Origin of the sequence: Citrobacter sp. Cpo061 (assembly GCF_030332845.1) — a bacterium.
GTDB classification, from domain to species: domain Bacteria; phylum Pseudomonadota; class Gammaproteobacteria; order Enterobacterales; family Enterobacteriaceae; genus Citrobacter; species Citrobacter portucalensis.
On sequence record NZ_JAOWHB010000050.1, the window covers coordinates 421,720 to 439,130 of the forward strand.

The following is a 17,411-nucleotide window of genomic DNA, read 5'->3' on the forward strand; positions in this document are numbered from 1 at the left end:
ACAACATCACACGCTGGGATAACAATAATGAGTAATAACCCGCTGATTCCGCAAAGCAAACTGCCTAATCTGGGCACCACTATCTTCACGCAAATGAGTGCGCTGGCTCAGCAGCATCAGGCCATTAACCTCTCGCAGGGGTTTCCTGATTTTGACGGTCCACTCTTTTTGCAAGAGCGTCTGGGGTATCACGTCGCGCATGGCGCAAACCAGTATGCGCCGATGACCGGCGTGCAGCCGCTGCGCGAAGCCATCGCGGATAAAACGGCAGACCTGTACGGCTATAAACCTGACGCGAATAGTGAAGTGACCATCACGGCGGGGGCCACAGAAGCATTATATGCCGCGATCACTGCGCTGGTGCGCCCTGGTGATGAGGTGATTTGTTTTGACCCGAGCTACGACAGCTATGCGCCTGCGGTTGAATTATCCGGCGGTGTGGTTAAACGTATCGCCCTGCAACCACCGGCTTTTCGCGTCGACTGGCAGGCGTTTGGTGCCTTACTCAGCGACCGTACCCGCTTGGTTATCCTGAACACGCCACATAACCCTTCAGCCACTGTGTGGCATCACGCCGATTTTGACGCGCTGTGGCAGGCGATTAAAGAACGCGAGATCTTTGTCATCAGCGACGAAGTTTATGAGCATATCTGTTTCGCCAAACAGGGGCATGCCAGCGTGCTGGCACATTCAGAGCTGCGGGAATGCGCTGTTGCTGTTTCATCGTTTGGTAAGACCTACCATATGACTGGCTGGAAGGTCGGATACTGCGTTGCGCCAGCCGCCATTAGCGCTGAGCTACGAAAAGTTCACCAGTATCTGACGTTTTCCGTCAACACGCCGGCTCAGCTCGCACTGGCGGATATGCTACGAGAAGATCCGGCACACTATCGCGAACTGCCCGCGTTTTATCAGAAAAAACGCGACGTGTTAGTGAACGCGCTGCGTGACAGCCGACTGGAAATTCTGCCGTGTGAAGGCACATACTTTTTACTGGTCGATTACAGCGCCGTTTCCTCGCTTAACGACGTGGAGTTTTGCCAGTGGCTGACCACTGAAGTGGGCGTTGCGGCAATTCCGCTGTCGGTGTTCTGCGCCGATCCTTTCCCGCATAAACTGATTCGCCTCTGTTTTGCCAAGCAAGAATCGACGCTGTTAGCGGCAGCCGAGCGTCTGGTTTCGTTGTAGCTATTTCACAGTCCAGGCTTTGGAGAATCGACGGTCAGCAAACAACGCTTGCAGGCCGTTGATTTGCTTCAGGCGTAACACCTCGTCGCTGTCCATACCAAGATCCTTGCCAATTCTTTCTTCACTCCATCCCAGTTGCGATAGCTCGCGGACAATCTCGGACATGGCGTGGATTTGATGACGCCCGCGGGCGCGGTTGTGGCGAATGGTTGCCGCCATACGCTCATGGCGTTCGCGTTCTAAACAGGCAACCGGCAGATATCCTTTCAGCCTGGGCCTCAGTGAGGCTTTGGCTTTACCTAACTCGTGGCGGTGGAAACCGTCGACAATTTCGTATTCTTCAGCCGTTGAGTGAACCACTACAATGGGCTGCGTAAACCCGTCAGCTTCGAGGGACTTCAGCAGCAGCTTTTTCTCCGGTGGCGCAACGTTATTGGGGTTGTAGTCATTGGGTGAAATATGATCATTTTTAACCCAAAGAACGCAATCTACGGGCTCCTCGCGAAAGGGACTGACGCTGTGTATTGCCTTTCTGAATTCATTTATGGCTTCAATTTTCTCTGGTTCTGATAAACCAGAAAGAAAGCCGAGGAGTTCCTGAGTTAATCGCTGTTGCATAAGAGTCCCCATTCCTGGCGTTTTGTTTTCATGCGCTCATTGTAGCGTTGATAGTTTTTGGGTTTCGTTGGACTAAATGAGAGAGCCCGGCACCAATAGTCGTTATTCAGCAGGACCTTACAGATACGCCGCCACGACGGAATATCCACTGAACCAATATCTCTTTCCTGGGTTTGTGGGATAATCTCCATGCCTTTTTTCTTATACCACTGTAAATAGACGGCGATTTTATTGCGGTAATGTTCGGCGGTCGTTTCCGGCATACTCTTCAATAACAGCATGGCGTATTCCTGCCAGCTTAAATGTTCGGGTTTTAATATTTTGCGGTGACCGTAAAAATGGTTGTCCTGACCAGCATATATCCCGCCACTTTTTACCCCGCTGACGCGGGAGCACATCATTGCCCAGCGTTCAGGCTCAATAACATGGTAAAGCCACAGTCCCTGGCGTTGTTCAGGCCCAAAGGGTTCGCAGATACGCATGTATCGCGTGGGAACTCCCGCCTGATACATCAGGTTGTACAGGGGATTACACGGGAGCGTTGACTTCGCAAACCACGTCCAGATGTCAGCAGTTTTCCAGTCATAAATCGGATAAATATACCAGGTATGCCCGCCGGGGGCGCTGGTGGTCCAGGGTTTGTCATCGGCAAAACGCTGTTTTTTCGAGTTCGCAATGGCGACGAAACGATTATATGACTCATCGGCGCGGATCCCGACCATCATGGCGGCTGGTCGTTTCTGCGAAAACCATTCAGCGAACTCACGAACAAATTGCTCGAAAGTCATACCGGGTTGGTAGAAAGAGAAAAACTCGGGATCGGTAATGGCATCTGCAGGCGGTTGGCGAACCCATTGAGTACCCGGCTCCCAGCATTGCCATTCAGGCTGAAATTGTGACAGTGAATTTTGTGTCGTCAGCGGCAATGCAACCCAATAAAATTCTTCGATGACATCGGAATAATTCTCGCGTAGCGCCTGGACATAGTCGATAGTGCAGGAAAACTGAGCCTCCCAGTCGATAAATAAGACGTTTATTTTTTTCTGTAACTGGCGGGCAATGGCGGCGGTCAGATGTAACATCAACCCCGAATCTTTACCTCCAGAGAAAGAAACGCAGACACGCGGTAGAGTTTCAAGCGTCCAGGTAATGCGTTCCTGTGCTGCTTGCAGAACATTTTTATCCAACGGTATTTTATAAACAGACATATCAAATCCATATCGAATTTTATTATTTGCAGCCATAATAAATGTCCGTAATAGGATAAGCTTTTTCTTGCGGCATGCAATATTTAAATATATTCATTATTTGCATGCCACATTGTCATTGTATGTTTTATGTGAATTATGATGTGCTTTTAATCATGTTACCATTAACTATCTAAGGATAGTTTGTTTATGTATTCTGCGAAGGCTTTATGATTCAATGATGCGCGGTTATACATTATGAACAATTTTATTTTTGGTAATTCAAAATCGGTTTTAATTTCTTTAAATTTCAATGCTGGTTGATAAAGTTCATAAATTTGTTTGGGGAGAAAACCAATAATATCCGTACTGGCGATAACGTTAGCAATCGAGAGTAAGGAATCGCTACTAAAACCTACTTTATGGAATGCCATCGATTCGCTTGCACGGGAACGATAATCTTTAATACCCTGATCTTCAGAGGGAAAATATGTAAATTGCTCTTGTTGGATTTGTTCGAGTGTGCTCGTTTCATTTATTCTGGGATGGTTGCCACTGCACACTAAAACACAGTCAATAGTCTTGAAATGAGTACATACAATAGAACGATTGTGAACTGGCGTTGTTGTAATCACCAGATCGGCTTTACGATAGGCAAGGATGTTTTCGGCCGTTTCTGCTGACATTAATATATCATGATGCTCAATTTCAATATCTGAATTTTCTCTGAGGCTATTAATTAAAGATGTCACATTCAGGTTGGTTGTAATTTGTGGGCTGTAGATGACGAATTTATTTTTCAGGCTGGAACCGTGCATGATATTGATGGTTTGTTCCAGATTATTGAGATTTTTTTCAAGGTGAAGATGAAGGTTTACCCCTGTGACCGTAGGCGTAATGCCTTTGCCTGAGCGAATAAACAAGGGGTCGTTAAACTGTGTACGCAGTCGCTGTAATGACTGGCTGACGGCTGAAGGGGTGATATACAGTGTTGCCGCAGCTTTACTGATGCTCAAATGTTGATAAATACATTCAAAAATTACCAACAGGTTAAGATCGAATTTTTTGAGGTCATAGAGGTTAGCCATGCATACCTTCCTGTGATGGTAATGTATAGGATAATTCAATTGTTGAATAATTTAAATTCTAATCATTCTTAGAGTTTATGTTTATGGCTTAATGAATAATTAACTTAAACTAAAATAACACAGATTGCTTGATGGTTACGATAAAAATACATTTTAAAGAGTGATTGAAATGAGAACCATAACAATCACTCATTCTGTTACCTTTATTTATTTCCCATAATAATATTTAATTTATCTTTATCGGGTAATCCCACTTCCTGTTGTAACGTATCGTCTTTGCTCATGTAGTAGATCGCGGGCGTCACATTAGCACCTAAATCATCCATGAGTTTTTGGTTGATATTCAGTACTTTCATCTGTTCTGGATGGACAGACGTGGGGATTTCCAGCTTCATTTTCCCGCCCGATGCTTCATAGTCATGCCAGGTTTTGGCCGGATCTTTGGATGCCAGGATTGCAGCAGCGGTTGCCGGGCTTTCGGGTTTGATCACGCCAACCAGCAGCGTACGCAGCTGAACTTTACCGGAATCTACCCATGGGCGCGCCTGCTGCCAGAACTGTTTGCAATAAGGACAGAAGGGATCGGCAAACACGTAAACGATGACCGGGGCTTCTTTTTTCCCGTCCAGAATCCACGACGCTTTTTCCATTCGCTGCCACATCTCACGTCCGGCAGGGGCATAGATCTCTTTTTCTATGAGCGCATTACTGAGGTTTTCTCCTTTTTCATTATACATGTAGCCGGAGATGGCATGTTTACCGTCAGGCGTGACATAGATAGTGACCCCCATGTCCTGGTATTTTCCCAGATAGCCTTTCATTCCACCCGGTGCGTCGAAGGGCTTCAGGATCGTAATTCCCTGTTTCTCAATGGCTTTAACAGGGGCAGGGAGCTCCTCTGCGTGCACGATAGCGGGGAGAAGAGTTAAGAGTAAGGTGCGTTTAAACATTGATTTTCCTTATAAAATCAGCAGGAAAGTGGGCTTAATTGCAAAACCTATCACAGCCATAGGTAAGATCGACGGTCTGTCGATTGCCCTTTCTTTAGTTGGGTGATGTAATCCCCATCGCTGTTACGACCTTTGTTAAGGTAATGTAGAGCGCAACACATAGCCAGCCCTGCTGGCACTGACGTTACCTGCGGGTAGCTCGGGTAATGAGGCTCCCTGCAAAGGGGGCCTTTTTTACTTTTATCTTTAGGTTCACAACATGAGTTTGAGTGGGTTGTTAGTTAACGCTTATTGATTTGATAAAGGAAACGCATTAGCCCTGCGAAGAGATTTTCGTTAACTTATCTCTCAACGAAAACACGGAGGAAGTACAGATGTCTTTGATTAATACCAAAATTAAACCTTTCAAAAACCAGGCGTTCAAAAACGGTGAGTTCATCGAAGTAACCGAGAAAGATACCGAAGGTCGCTGGAGCGTCTTCTTCTTCTACCCGGCTGACTTTACTTTCGTATGCCCGACCGAGCTGGGTGACGTTGCAGACCATTACGAAGAACTGCAGAAACTGGGCGTAGATGTGTATTCCGTTTCTACCGACACCCACTTCACCCACAAAGCATGGCACAGCAGCTCTGAAACTATCGCGAAAATCAAATACGCGATGATCGGCGACCCGACTGGCGCCCTGACCCGTAACTTCGACAACATGCGTGAAGATGAAGGTCTGGCTGACCGCGCAACCTTCGTTGTTGACCCGCAGGGTATCATCCAGGCAATCGAAGTTACTGCTGAAGGTATCGGCCGTGATGCGTCTGACCTGCTGCGTAAAATCAAAGCAGCACAGTACGTGGCTTCCCACCCAGGTGAAGTTTGCCCGGCAAAATGGAAAGAAGGTGAAGCAACCTTAGCGCCATCTCTGGACCTGGTTGGTAAAATCTAAGTCGCATAGTTTGTAGGCCGGATAAACGTAGTGCATCCGGCATTCCACAGGCGCAAATTTGCGCCTGTTTCATTCCAGCACCATGACGCAAGTTGCATTAATGCAGTCCCGCAAAATCGGCTTGCATGATGATGTTTTCAGAGAGGGAAGAAGAATGCTCGACACAAATATGAAAACCCAGCTCAGGGCTTACCTTGAGAAACTGACCAAACCTGTTGAGCTGATTGCGACGCTGGATGACAGCGCTAAATCGGCAGAAATCAAGGAACTGCTGACTGAAATTGCTGAACTGTCAGAAAAAGTCACCTTCAAAGAAGACAATACTCTGGCGGTGCGTAAGCCATCGTTCCTGATTACCAATCCCGGTTCTCACCAGGGACCGCGTTTTGCCGGTTCTCCGCTGGGTCATGAGTTTACCTCTCTGGTGCTGGCGCTGTTGTGGACCGGTGGTCATCCGTCAAAAGAGGCGCAGACGTTGCTGGAGCAGATCCGCGATCTCGACGGTGATTTTGAATTTGAAACCTATTATTCACTTTCCTGCCATAACTGCCCGGACGTGGTGCAGGCGCTGAACCTGATGGCGGTGTTGAACCCACGTATCAAGCATACGGCGATTGACGGCGGTACATTCCAGAACGAAATCACCGATCGTAACGTGATGGGCGTTCCGGCGGTATTTATGAACGGCAAAGAGTTCGGTCAGGGGCGTATGACGCTGACTGAGATCGTGGCGAAAGTGGATACTGGCGCAGAAAAACGTGCGGCTGAAGAGCTGAATAAGCGCGATGCTTATGACGTATTGATTGTCGGTTCTGGTCCTGCAGGTGCGGCGGCAGCGGTGTACTCTGCACGTAAAGGCATTCGCACCGGTCTGATGGGCGAACGTTTTGGCGGCCAGGTTCTTGATACTGTTGATATTGAAAACTATATCTCAGTACCGAAAACTGAAGGCCAGAAACTGGCAGGCGCGCTGAAAGCACACGTTGATGATTATGATGTCGATGTGATTGACAGCCAGAGCGCGAGCAAACTCATTCCAGCAGCGCAGGAAGGCGGTTTGCATCAGATTGAAACGGCCTCCGGTGCGGTGCTGAAAGCACGTAGCATTATCATCGCCACCGGCGCGAAATGGCGCAACATGAACGTTCCGGGCGAAGATCAGTATCGCACCAAAGGCGTAACCTACTGTCCGCACTGTGATGGCCCGCTGTTTAAAGGCAAGCGTGTTGCGGTGATTGGCGGCGGTAACTCCGGCGTTGAAGCGGCTATCGACCTGGCAGGTATTGTTGAACATGTGACGTTGCTGGAGTTTGCTCCTGAAATGAAGGCTGACCAGGTGCTGCAAAATAAGCTTCGCAGTCTGAAAAACGTCGACATCATTCTGAATGCGCAAACGACAGAAGTGAAAGGCGATGGCAGCAAAGTTACTGGCCTGGAGTATCGTGACCGTGTGAGCGGCGATGTTCACAATGTGGAACTGGCAGGTATCTTTGTTCAGATTGGTCTGCTGCCGAACACCAACTGGCTGGAAGGCGCCGTTGAACGTAACCGTATGGGTGAGATCATCATCGATGCCAAGTGCGAAACCAGCGTGAAAGGCGTTTTCGCTGCCGGTGACTGCACCACCGTACCGTATAAGCAGATTATCATCGCGACCGGTGAAGGCGCGAAGGCCTCGTTAAGTTCGTTTGATTATCTGATTCGCACGACAGTAGCATAAAAAAAGTAAGACTCACCTGCAATGCCAAAACCGCCAGTCATCCGCTGGCGGTTTTTTATTTCCATACACTTAAATTGTCAATTCTTGAAACAATAAACCGTTTAAAACATTCACTTAATTAGCCTGATCATTATTTTCATCAAAGAAAGAGAGGGCGTTATCTTTATTATATTAACCTGCATTATTTTTTTCATTTGTTGTGTGAATAAATGGTTGGTTAATTCATGGGTGAAATATATGAAACCCTGACGATCTTTGAATCGACAGGGTTATTGTTACGTGATTTTTTTATCTCTCACGATAGTTACACGCTGAAAGCGGCTTATTCAGCTTTAGATACAAATGCCTCAACGCTAACAGAGCAGGAGTGGCTGGAGGCGGAGTACGACTTCAATGCACTATTTGTTGGGCCGCAGACGCTAAAAGCCCCGCCGTTCGCTTCGGTATACCTTGAAGAAGATGCCCTCGTAATGGGTAAATCAACCTTAAGCATTCGGGAATTCATGGCAAATATAGGTCTATCTATAAACCATGTAAATAATATCCCGGATGATCATATTTCCTGCGTATTGGAATTAGCAGTTTTATTATCGGCTAATGCCAGGATATCAGCAGAATACAAGAGCGTCATGACTCGATATATAATTGAGTATATATCGATGTGGATGCCCGCGTATATAGAAAAAATACATATAAATGCACAAACCGTTACGTTGAAAAACGTCGCGGAAAGGTTGTCTTTTTGGCTTGATGAATTAAACACGAGAGTATCAATATGAGTAATGAACCGGGAGTTCTGAACAGACGTTCATTTTTGAAAGGGTTGATTGCCCTTGGAACGGTGGCTGCCCTGCCAGGGGGATTGCTGACTTCACGCTGTGCATTGGCGCAACCGCCAATTCCGTTTAATCCCAAAACCTACAAAATCTATCGTAACGCCTGTCCACGTAACTGCTATGACACTTGTAGCCTGAAAACCTGGGTGAAGGATGACGTCATCACCTTTGTGGAAGGCGCGCCTGAATCAACGTTTACGCATGGAACTCCGTGTGTGAAGGGATTGAGCTATCCACGTAGGGTATACAGCCCGGACCGCATTAAATATCCGATGGTTCAGGATGTTCGCGGCAGCGGTAACTGGCGTCGTATCTCCTGGGATGAAGCAATGCAGCGCATTGCGACCAAGATGCTGGAGATTAAAAAGAAAGATGGTTCAATGTTGGGTCTGGCGCTGACCAAGTACTCAGGCAAATTTGGTGTATTGAACTATGCCGTTGAAGGGATGATGTCTTCACTGGGTTACACCACCCGTTTTGCCGGAACACCTTGCTGGCCAGCCGGTATCGACGCGCAAAACTACGACATGGGCGACATGTGGTGTAACGACCCGGAAGATATGGTGAAAGCCAAATACATTATTATCTGGGGCGCTAACCCGGCCTGGTGCTCTATGCACACCATGAAGTACATCTATCAGGCGCGGGAAAAAGGCGCAAAAGTGGTCGTTATCGATCCACTGTTAACCCAAACCGCTGCGAAAGCCGATCTCTATTTACGCGTTCGCCCAGGATCAGATGGCGCTCTGGCGCTGGGCATGGCACGCCACCTGGTGGACAAAGGATTGGTTGATCAGGATTTCGTTAACAACTATTCCCATGGTTATGCTGAATTTGAAGAGTATTTGCGTAATAACGTTACCGTAGAGTGGGCATCTGAGATTTGCGGGCTGTCGGCGGATGTTATTCGCCAGTTGGCGGAAGAATTTACCGCGGTTAACCCTGCTACCGTGTGGATTGGCTACGGCATGCAGCGCCATGTCAATGGCGGCGCTAACGTACGGGCGATCGATGCCTTTGTGGCAATGACCGGCAATATTGGCATTGAGGGCGGTGGCGCTCGCTACGGTCATTTGCATACCTGGGGCTTTAACTACAATGCCATGTTGCAGAAGCCACCGGTAGGCTCTATCGGGATGCCGGGGGCGGCGGGCACAACCAGCGAGTTTGGTTCTGCGGGGGAAGTCGCACAGTATTCCGATCGCTCGTTGAATATCAACCAGACCGCAAAGGGAATTCTGGAAGCCAATGAGCCGCCTGTCCGAATGCTTTGGGTTGCCTGTAAGAACCCGTTTGCTCAGGATTTTGATCGCAGCAAGATGGAAAAAGCATTTGAAAAACTGGAAATGGTGGTGTGCGCCGACCAATTCTTTAACGAGACCGTCCAGCATGCCGATATCGTTTTGCCTGTCACCACAGCCTTTGAAGAGTGGAACGTAGACGCCTCATATTGGCACTACTGGCTCTCAATCAACCAGCCTGCAATTAAGCCAATGTATGAGGCAAAATGCGATCTGGAAATCGCCGTTTTACTTTCCCGCACAATCAACAAGCTGGAGCCGGGTTCTTGCACATTCCCGCAGGAGTTCGATCATAAGCGCTGGCTGGACCAGGAATTCAATGACGGAATGGCCAAAATGTTTGGTATCTCCTCCTGGGATGATTTACTGGAAGGGCCGAAAAAAGCCATTCTGCCAAGTTCTGCGGCCTGGTATGACCGTAAGTTTAAAACGCCCTCTGGAAAGTTTGAGTTCAAATCTGAGCTGTGTGAGAAAAATGGCCATACGGCGCTGCCGGAATACAAACCGGAGGCAAAAAGCACGTTGCCATTCCACCTGTTTACGCCGCATGTGCAGTTCGGTATCCATTCCCAATTCATCAACCTTGACTGGATGCAGGTCTTCTATCCTGAACCGTTTGTTTATATGCACCCGGTTTCCGCCGGGAAAAGAGGCATCGCTGAAAATGACCTGGTGAAAGTGTTTAACACCGCAGGTGAGGTGGAGTTACGTGCGAAGGTAACCGCTAACGTTCCGGAGGATTTCCTGGTGATGTACGAGGCGTGGTTCCCGAAACGGAAATACAACGTTCAAAACGTTGTGGCGGATACTCCGGCCGATATGGGCTTGATGAAAACTGGTGCGCCAGGTGCGGCCATCCATAGTCAGTTTGCGGACATCATTTTGATCGATAAAGGAGCAGCGGCATGAGGCGCGCGTTTTTAGTTAATAGCGATAAGTGTATCGGCTGCCGTGGCTGTGCGATGGCGTGTAAGAGTTTTAACCAGCTGGAGCCAGAACGTTTCTGGCGCTACGTCTACCCGCTGGATAAAGAAATTTATCCGCATGAAGAGCGAGCGTTCTACTCGCTGGCCTGTAACCACTGCGAAAATCCGGCCTGCCTGGCAGCTTGTCCGGTAGAGGCGTACACCAAACGTGAGGATGGCGTTGTAGTGCATAACCCGGAACGTTGTATCGGATGCAAAAACTGTATTCGCAACTGTCCATACGGTGCGCCGCGCTTTAATGAAGAGACGAAAAAAGCGGAAAAATGCAGCATGTGCTATGAGCGTCTTGATGTTGGCATGCAGCCGGCGTGCGTGAATGCCTGTCCGGTAGGTGCGCTGACGCTTATCGATCTGGATGCCGATCCTATACCTGATAATGCGGTGCAGTATCCGCCGGGATTCCCGCGTATGCCGCAGCTTAATCCTGGCACGCGTTTTATCCTTGCGCGTCAACCAAAGCAGCCGGAGGCCAAGTAATGGAAAAGTATGAACTTCCTCTGGTCATTTTTACCGTATTAAGCCAAATGTCGGTTGGGATCACGCTCATTCTGACGCTGCGTATGCTGCAAGGAAAACTGGAGAGCAAGCGCCTGTACTGGCTGGTAAGTGGACTGGTTCTGGCGGCGGCGTCCGTGGCGGCGATATTACACCTTGCGCATCCGGATCGCGCCTACGATGCCTTGATCAACCTGCAGCACGCCTGGCTGAGCCGAGAGATTCTGGGCGCCACTTTATACGGTGCAGCTGTCGGGGTGACGTTTTTGGCAAAAGGGCACAAAGCACCAGCTGTTCTGGCCTCTGTTCTCGGTATCGCGCTGGTGGCGGTACAGGGGATGACCTATGCCGCCCCGGCAATGGTGGCGATCGCCAACGGTCTGACAATGCTGTTGTTCTTCATCACGGTGTGGGTGATGGGGTGTGCTGCGATTCCACTGCTTAACCTCGCACCTGCCGTTGCTGCATTGCGCCAGGGGATTGCCGTGTGTATGGCAGTCATGATCGCCGCACCCATTATCTGGCTAAGCGGTGGCACCATCATGCAGATGACGGCGCATGCCTGGCTGACGTCGCCACTTTATCTGGCGAGTCTGGTGTGTCTGGCGGTGGCCTTTGTGCTTAGCCGTCAGGGCGAGCGTCGCGCAAAAGCGCTTTTCGCCCTGCTGTTTGTTGGCGTATTCCTGAGCCGTCTGACGTTTTTTGGCGATACGATCAGCTCCATCGTGAATATCGGCCATTTGTATTAATCGTGAGGTAATAAAAACCCCTGTCAGGCGTTAACCTGGCAGGGGTTTTCTTTAGCAAATCAGTGGCTGTTAACGAACAACCAGCACTGGCAAAGTCGCGTGTCGAACAACGCTGGAAGCGTTTGAGCCAAGCAGATGGGTGCTGATTGATGGGTTACGCGACCCAATGACAACGACATCCGCATTCAACTCTTCACCCAATTCGTTGACCACGTCACGTACGCTGCCAAAGCGGACGTGTTGTTTAATACGGGAAGGATCGATGCTGAAGTGACCAACCATCGTTTGCAGACGGGTTTCCGCTTCGTGTTGCAGATGCTCTTCAAAACGACGGACATCGGCTGCAAAGCGGTGCAGGCTTAAGCTCGCTGAGCCTGGCAGCACATGCAGTAGATGGATAACCCCTTTATCCTGGGCCAGAAATTCTGCATGGCGAATAGCCTTGTCGCTCAGTTCCATTTCGAATACATCAACTGGCATTATGATTGTGTTGTACATAAACATTCTCCTTGTCATTACATGAACACATAACAGCATAGTATTAAAAATGATTCTGTCAGTCACGACACAGATTTATGTTTTGCGAACAGGAAATAAAGCGAGGAGCAGGGAGATCTAACCGGAAAGAGGATGCGGATGCATCCCCTGTAAGATAAAGCGAGTGGCTTTGATAAGACAGAGTTAGCGCAGGTAGTCGCCTGCAGCTTCAGGCTGGTACTCAAGCTCGATAACTTCGAGGTGCGTTGAGGTCCCGCCTGGCAGTTCCCAGTGAATGGTATCACCAACGCGCAGCCCCAGAAGTGCAGCGCCGACAGGTGCCATTACCGAAAGCTGTGTGTTGCTGTCAGTCATAGTAGCCGGATACACCAGGGTACGCACACGGACTTCGCCATCACTCAGATTGCGGAATTTCACGCGGCTGTTCATGGTCACGACGTCGTGCGGCATGGTTTCTGGAGAACACATTTGGGCACGATCCAGCTCGGCGTTAAGGGCGTCGGCAATCGGTAAACCAGCAAACGCAGGTTGCTCCAACAGGCGGTCAATGCGTTCCGCATCGAGGTCGTTAATGATGATAGTTGGTCTGGACATTTATTACTCCATGTCGTCGATACTGCGGGTGCGCAGGTAAATAATCCCAAAAGAAAACCCTCACCGTCAGGCGGCAAGGGTTTAGCTTTTATGATGATACTGAGACTTACCCCATGTTTGAAGTGATTTAGTTCACATTCAGGTAAATCATCAATTTTGTCGCGTATGGTGTGATTTTAGCCGAAAAACGTGATCGTTCTCCAATTTGCATTATGCTTTTTAAGCGCTCGCTGCGGGCGCGTCAAACAACTCAGTGTTCCGCGACAGGAGATCTCATGAGCCAGTACGACAAACTTACCTTGAAAGACGGCAGCTATTTGCATTTTAAAGACTGGGGAAGTGGACAACCTATTGTGTTTAGTCACGGTTGGCCGCTGACGGCAGACGCGTTTGAAGATCAGATGCTGTTCCTTGGATCGAAAGGATTTCGTGTGATCGCCCATGACAGGCGCGGACATGGGCGTTCGGCCCAACCCTGGGATGGACATCATATGGATCAGTATGCTGACGACCTGGCTGAACTTACCGCGCATCTCAATCTTAAAGATGCCGTACATGTTGGGCACTCTACCGGCGGTGGGGAAGTGGCTCGTTATATTGGCCGGCATGGGACGCAGCGGGTGGCAAAAGCGGTGTTAATTGGTGCGGTGACGCCCATCATGATCAAGACTGACTTTAACCCAAATGGCGTGCCGAAAGAGGTATTCGATGGCATCCGTGAGGGGGTTGTGAACGATCGCGCCGCCTTTTTCTATGAGCTGACCGCTGCATTCTATGGCTACAATCGTCCTGGCGCGAAAGAGTCGAAAGCTGTACGGGAAAGTTTTGTTGAACAGGGCTTACAAGGGTCCATCAAAGCGTTGTACGACTGCATTCATGCGTTTTCGGAAACAGATCTGCGTGAAGACCTCAAAAAGATGACCATCCCGACGCTGGTGATCCACGGTGATGACGATCAGATTGTCCCGTTTGAAACCTGCGGAAAGGTCGCGGCGGAAATGCTGCCGGACTCGCAGTTAAAGGTATATGTCGGCGGCTCGCATGGCATTTGCACCACCCATAAGCAACAGATCAACGGTGACCTGCTCAACTTTATTCAGTCGTAATCGTTGGCAGATTGTTCTACGCTGATCTTCTTTTTCCAGGGGGATGAGCGAAGCATAATTTGTGCTGCGCTGACGTTAACTTCAACAGGGAACGCTATGTATTTCTATCAACCGTCACAGGGACACGGCTTACCGCATGATCCGCTAAATGCCATCATTGGACCGCGCCCGATTGGCTGGATTGCGTCGCGTGACAGCAACGGTCGGCACAATCTGGCACCATACAGTTTCTTTAACTGTTTTAACTATCATCCGCCGATTATCGGTTTCGCCAGCAGCGGCTGGAAAGACAGCGTGCAGAATATTATCGAAACCGGTGAATTTGTCTGGAACCTGACGACTCTTGAGCTGGCCACTGCGATGAACGAAACGTCAGCCAGCTTGCCGCACGGTGAGGACGAGTTTTTTGCCGCCGGGCTTAGCAAGGCAGATAGCCGGATAGTCAACGTGCCGCGCGTGGCGCAAAGCCCGGTCAATTTTGAGTGTCGCTTATCGCAAAGCCTGCAATTGACTACCGCTGATGGCTCACCGGTTGATACCTGGCTGGTGTTGGGAGAAGTGGTAGGCATTCACATAGATGAAACGCTCCTGGAAGACGGCATCTATCAGACGGCGAAAGCGAAACCGGTACTGCGTGCAGGTGGGCCAACGGCGTATTATTCGATCAGTGAAACACATCGTTTTGATTTAGTTCGCCCGGACGCCCGTGCAAAACGCTAAGTTTACGGACCGACGCCAGCTCGCAGCGTCGGTCGCAAGTTTCAGTATCCCACTTTGTCGATAATAAACTGTTTACCGCAGCTACCCGGATGCGGTTGCGGTAAGAATGACTGGGCAGATAACGTCTGGTTGATGTTGTCGGCTTTCAGGGATAACTGGATCTCAGTGAGATACGCTGGATTGCCGTGGCAGCTTAGCTTCACAGCTTTGACGTTCTCTTTGCCCCAGCTTTTGGCAACGGCGGCGTCAAATGCGTTACGGCTGACGGTTTTGCCGTAGTTTTCCGCCAGGAATTTGCCCACCTCGCTGTCCTTAACCTCATTATTCAGCCGCACCATCGTGCCGAAGTACGCGTCGGGATCAAAACCGAAACACGCGCCATGTTTGGCATACTCGTAACGTTCCAGACAGGATCTTCCTCCAGCGCCGGGCATTACGGCGCTGAGTTTTGCCGCGCTTTCCAGCGACAGCCCGGTTTCGGGGGCCGCGCATTTACGGCTGGCGCGGGCTTCAGGCAGGTTGGGAATAGGGCGAGTCGCGCAGCCAAAACGCATCCAACGGCGATTGTCTACTCCACGGGCAGCAATGGATTTAGGCAGGCTGGGCCATAAACCGTGAACGGTCAGGAAATCAGCTTTGTCTGCGCTCTCTTTTTGCAAACGACATTCGTCAGGCTCCTGACGATTACGCTCGTGTTGGCTCTGACAAAATCCGGTTTGCCAGGAGAGAGCCAGCACGTAGCTGTCAAAATCAGCGTACTGTTTTGCCTGAAGTTCATCGGCCTGAGCTGCAGAAACTGGTAGCAGGAGTGCTGCCAGCAACGAAGAATAACGCCATGTTGATGTCATGATGATTTCGGACACTTATATAAATTCTGAATATCATCTATTTAATCATAAAAAATGCCAGTCAGGTTTAGCTGACTGGCATCATTTTCATCAAGCGTGAACGGGAATGATTAGCTCCACATTGCCAGAATCGGCCAACCGACCAGCAGAAGCATAGCGATGTAGATAACGCCGAAGATAGCACCCAGACGCCAGTAGTCTTTGGACTTCACATAACCACAGCCGTAGATGATAACGCCTGGGCCTGTTGCATATGGAGTCAGACAGCCCATGATACCGATGGACAGTACCAGCAGGATACACAGGTGTTCCATCGGCACGCCCGGGATACCTTTACCGACGGCCAGAATAACCGGCAGCATGGTGGCGGTGTGAGCGGAAAGGCTGGCAAACAGGTAGTGAGCAAAGTAGAACACCAGCACCAGAACGATCACGGTCGCGTTAGGCGAGAAGCCTTCCAGATGCGTGCTCATGGTGTTGGCGAACCAGTCGATGAAGCCTGAACGGGTTAAACCATTCGCCATAACGACCAGCGTGGCGAGGTTAACCAGAGTGTTCCATGCGCTGTTATAACGGGTAATGTCTTTCCACGGTACAACGTGCAGCGCCAGCATCAGGGAAACAGCCAGCAGGCCCACTGCGGTTGCATCAATTAGTTTACCACCGAAGACCCACAGACCCAGACTGAGCAGTACCAGACCGATCAGCGTTATCTCTTTACGGGTCAGTTTACCCATACCTTTCAGTTCATCACCGGCCCAAGCGGCAACTTCAGCACTGTGAGTAACTTCTGGTTTGTACAGAACATAGGACAGCCACGGAGCAACGATCAGCAAAATAATACCGACCGGCAGGAAGCTGAGGAACCACTGCAACCAGCTGATTTGAATACCGGCAATTTTGTTGACGAATTCCAGACCCAGCACGTTAGGCGCAGCGCCGGTCACGAACATCGAGGAACTCAGGCTGGTACTGATGACCATCATCCACATCAAATATCCACCGATACGGCGCGCGGAAGGATCGTTCGGGAATGATTTAAACAGCGGCGGCAGGTTTTTGATAACTGGGAATACTGTGCCACCGGTACGCGCAGTGTTAGATGGAGTAAACGGTGCCAGCAGAATGTCGATGATAACAATCGCATAGCCCAGCGTCAGGGTACGTTTACCCATGAATTTCACCAGGAACAGCGCGATACGACGACCCAGACCGGTGACTTCATAACCCAGTGCGAAGATAAACGCACCAAACACCAACCACACGGTGGTGCTGGAGAAGCCCGCCAGACCCCATTTCAGCGCTTGCTTACCCGCTTTAAACGCCGGGTCGGCCAGTTCTGAAGCATCAAACAGCAGATAGTTGCTGCCGATAACGCAGATCGTTACGGCGATAAAGCTGATCGCTGTTGCCGGAATTGGCTCCAGGATCATACCGACGATCATCGCCACAAACACGGCAAAGTAGTGCCAGGCCTGTGGAGGCATTCCATCAGGGACGGGGATTAGAAACATGACACCCATGACGACCAGGGGGGCCAATAACTTCCATATTTTATCTTTTGCTAAAGACATGTGTGTGATTCTCCG

General features: G+C 49.7%; 17 protein-coding genes. 9 read left to right on the forward strand and 8 right to left on the reverse strand.

Features of this window, described 5'->3' with window-relative positions:
* The first annotated feature begins 27 nt into the window (after window positions 1–27).
* Window positions 28–1,188, forward strand: a complete 1,161-nt coding sequence (locus OGX97_RS16835; RefSeq protein WP_279850433.1) for a pyridoxal phosphate-dependent aminotransferase — start codon at window positions 28–30, stop codon at window positions 1,186–1,188.
* On the opposite strand, the gene OGX97_RS16840 is transcribed toward OGX97_RS16835, so the two are convergent.
* The 4 genes from OGX97_RS16840 to dsbG form a co-directional block, all read right to left on the reverse strand.
* Window positions 1,189–1,806: an IbrB-like domain-containing protein gene (locus OGX97_RS16840; protein ID WP_048235902.1), complete on the reverse strand. Its 618-nt coding sequence runs from the start codon at window positions 1,804–1,806 to the stop codon at window positions 1,189–1,191.
* Window positions 1,791–3,014, reverse strand: a complete 1,224-nt coding sequence (locus OGX97_RS16845; protein WP_048235901.1) for a phosphoadenosine phosphosulfate reductase — start codon at window positions 3,012–3,014, stop codon at window positions 1,791–1,793. The genes OGX97_RS16840 and OGX97_RS16845 overlap by 16 nt, the downstream gene beginning before the upstream one ends.
* Window positions 3,015–3,178: 164 nt before the next feature.
* Window positions 3,179–4,081: a DNA-binding transcriptional repressor CitR gene (citR, locus tag OGX97_RS16850; protein WP_279850435.1), complete on the reverse strand. Its 903-nt coding sequence runs from the start codon at window positions 4,079–4,081 to the stop codon at window positions 3,179–3,181.
* A gap of 203 nt (window positions 4,082–4,284) precedes the next feature.
* On the reverse strand, window positions 4,285–5,031 hold the full coding sequence (dsbG, locus tag OGX97_RS16855) for a thiol:disulfide interchange protein DsbG (protein WP_032942669.1): 747 nt from the start codon (window positions 5,029–5,031) through the stop codon (window positions 4,285–4,287).
* A 374-nt stretch (window positions 5,032–5,405) separates the two neighbouring features.
* On the opposite strand from dsbG, the gene ahpC reads away from it, so the two are divergent.
* The 6 genes from ahpC to OGX97_RS16885 all read left to right on the forward strand — a co-directional run bounded on the left by ahpC (window position 5,406) and on the right by OGX97_RS16885 (window position 12,056).
* On the forward strand, window positions 5,406–5,969 hold the full coding sequence (ahpC, locus tag OGX97_RS16860) for an alkyl hydroperoxide reductase subunit C (protein WP_002894394.1): 564 nt from the start codon (window positions 5,406–5,408) through the stop codon (window positions 5,967–5,969).
* 154 nt (window positions 5,970–6,123) lie between these two features.
* On the forward strand, window positions 6,124–7,689 hold the full coding sequence (gene ahpF / locus OGX97_RS16865; RefSeq protein ID WP_020996553.1) for an alkyl hydroperoxide reductase subunit F: 1,566 nt from the start codon (window positions 6,124–6,126) through the stop codon (window positions 7,687–7,689).
* Between the two features lie 224 nt (window positions 7,690–7,913).
* Entirely contained in the window at window positions 7,914–8,468 is a 555-nt protein-coding gene (locus tag OGX97_RS16870) for a TorD/DmsD family molecular chaperone (protein WP_279850436.1), read from the forward strand.
* On the forward strand, window positions 8,465–10,735 hold the full coding sequence (locus OGX97_RS16875; RefSeq protein ID WP_048235898.1) for a molybdopterin-dependent oxidoreductase: 2,271 nt from the start codon (window positions 8,465–8,467) through the stop codon (window positions 10,733–10,735). Before OGX97_RS16870 ends, OGX97_RS16875 begins: the two co-directional genes overlap by 4 nt.
* A complete protein-coding gene (locus tag OGX97_RS16880; protein ID WP_008784074.1) occupies window positions 10,732–11,289 on the forward strand; it encodes a 4Fe-4S dicluster domain-containing protein in 558 nt (185 codons plus the stop codon). Before OGX97_RS16875 ends, OGX97_RS16880 begins: the two co-directional genes overlap by 4 nt.
* Window positions 11,289–12,056 (forward strand): dimethyl sulfoxide reductase anchor subunit family protein, encoded by a 768-nt coding sequence (locus tag OGX97_RS16885; RefSeq protein ID WP_235124721.1) that lies wholly within the window; start codon window positions 11,289–11,291, stop codon window positions 12,054–12,056. The genes OGX97_RS16880 and OGX97_RS16885 overlap by 1 nt, the downstream gene beginning before the upstream one ends.
* Window positions 12,057–12,125: 69 nt before the next feature.
* Here OGX97_RS16885 and uspG read toward each other — a convergent pair whose 3' ends face one another.
* Together uspG and rnk are read right to left on the reverse strand one after the other, a co-directional pair.
* Window positions 12,126–12,554, reverse strand: coding sequence for a universal stress protein UspG (uspG, locus tag OGX97_RS16890; RefSeq protein WP_003022101.1), 429 nt, complete (start codon window positions 12,552–12,554; stop codon window positions 12,126–12,128).
* 183 nt (window positions 12,555–12,737) lie between these two features.
* Window positions 12,738–13,148, reverse strand: coding sequence for a nucleoside diphosphate kinase regulator (gene rnk / locus OGX97_RS16895; protein WP_003831264.1), 411 nt, complete (start codon window positions 13,146–13,148; stop codon window positions 12,738–12,740).
* A gap of 275 nt (window positions 13,149–13,423) precedes the next feature.
* Here rnk and OGX97_RS16900 point away from each other — a divergent pair, with 275 nt between their 5' ends.
* Together OGX97_RS16900 and OGX97_RS16905 are read left to right on the forward strand one after the other, a co-directional pair.
* Window positions 13,424–14,254 carry an alpha/beta fold hydrolase gene (locus OGX97_RS16900; RefSeq protein ID WP_048235896.1) on the forward strand — a complete coding sequence of 277 codons (831 nt, stop codon included), beginning with the start codon at window positions 13,424–13,426 and terminating at the stop codon, window positions 14,252–14,254.
* 96 nt (window positions 14,255–14,350) lie between these two features.
* Window positions 14,351–14,974, forward strand: a complete 624-nt coding sequence (locus OGX97_RS16905) for a flavin reductase family protein (RefSeq protein ID WP_032942675.1) — start codon at window positions 14,351–14,353, stop codon at window positions 14,972–14,974.
* A 41-nt stretch (window positions 14,975–15,015) separates the two neighbouring features.
* Here the strand turns inward: OGX97_RS16905 and rna are convergent, their stop codons facing one another.
* Both rna and citT read right to left on the reverse strand, forming a co-directional pair.
* Complete coding sequence (rna, locus tag OGX97_RS16910) at window positions 15,016–15,822, reverse strand: ribonuclease I (RefSeq protein ID WP_048236469.1); 807 nt, start codon at window positions 15,820–15,822, stop codon at window positions 15,016–15,018.
* 110 nt (window positions 15,823–15,932) lie between these two features.
* The gene (gene citT, locus OGX97_RS16915) at window positions 15,933–17,396 is read right to left on the reverse strand and encodes a citrate/succinate antiporter CitT (protein ID WP_003831271.1); all 1,464 of its coding nucleotides are present in this window, start codon (window positions 17,394–17,396) and stop codon (window positions 15,933–15,935) included.
* Between the last annotated feature and the right edge of the window lie 15 nt (window positions 17,397–17,411).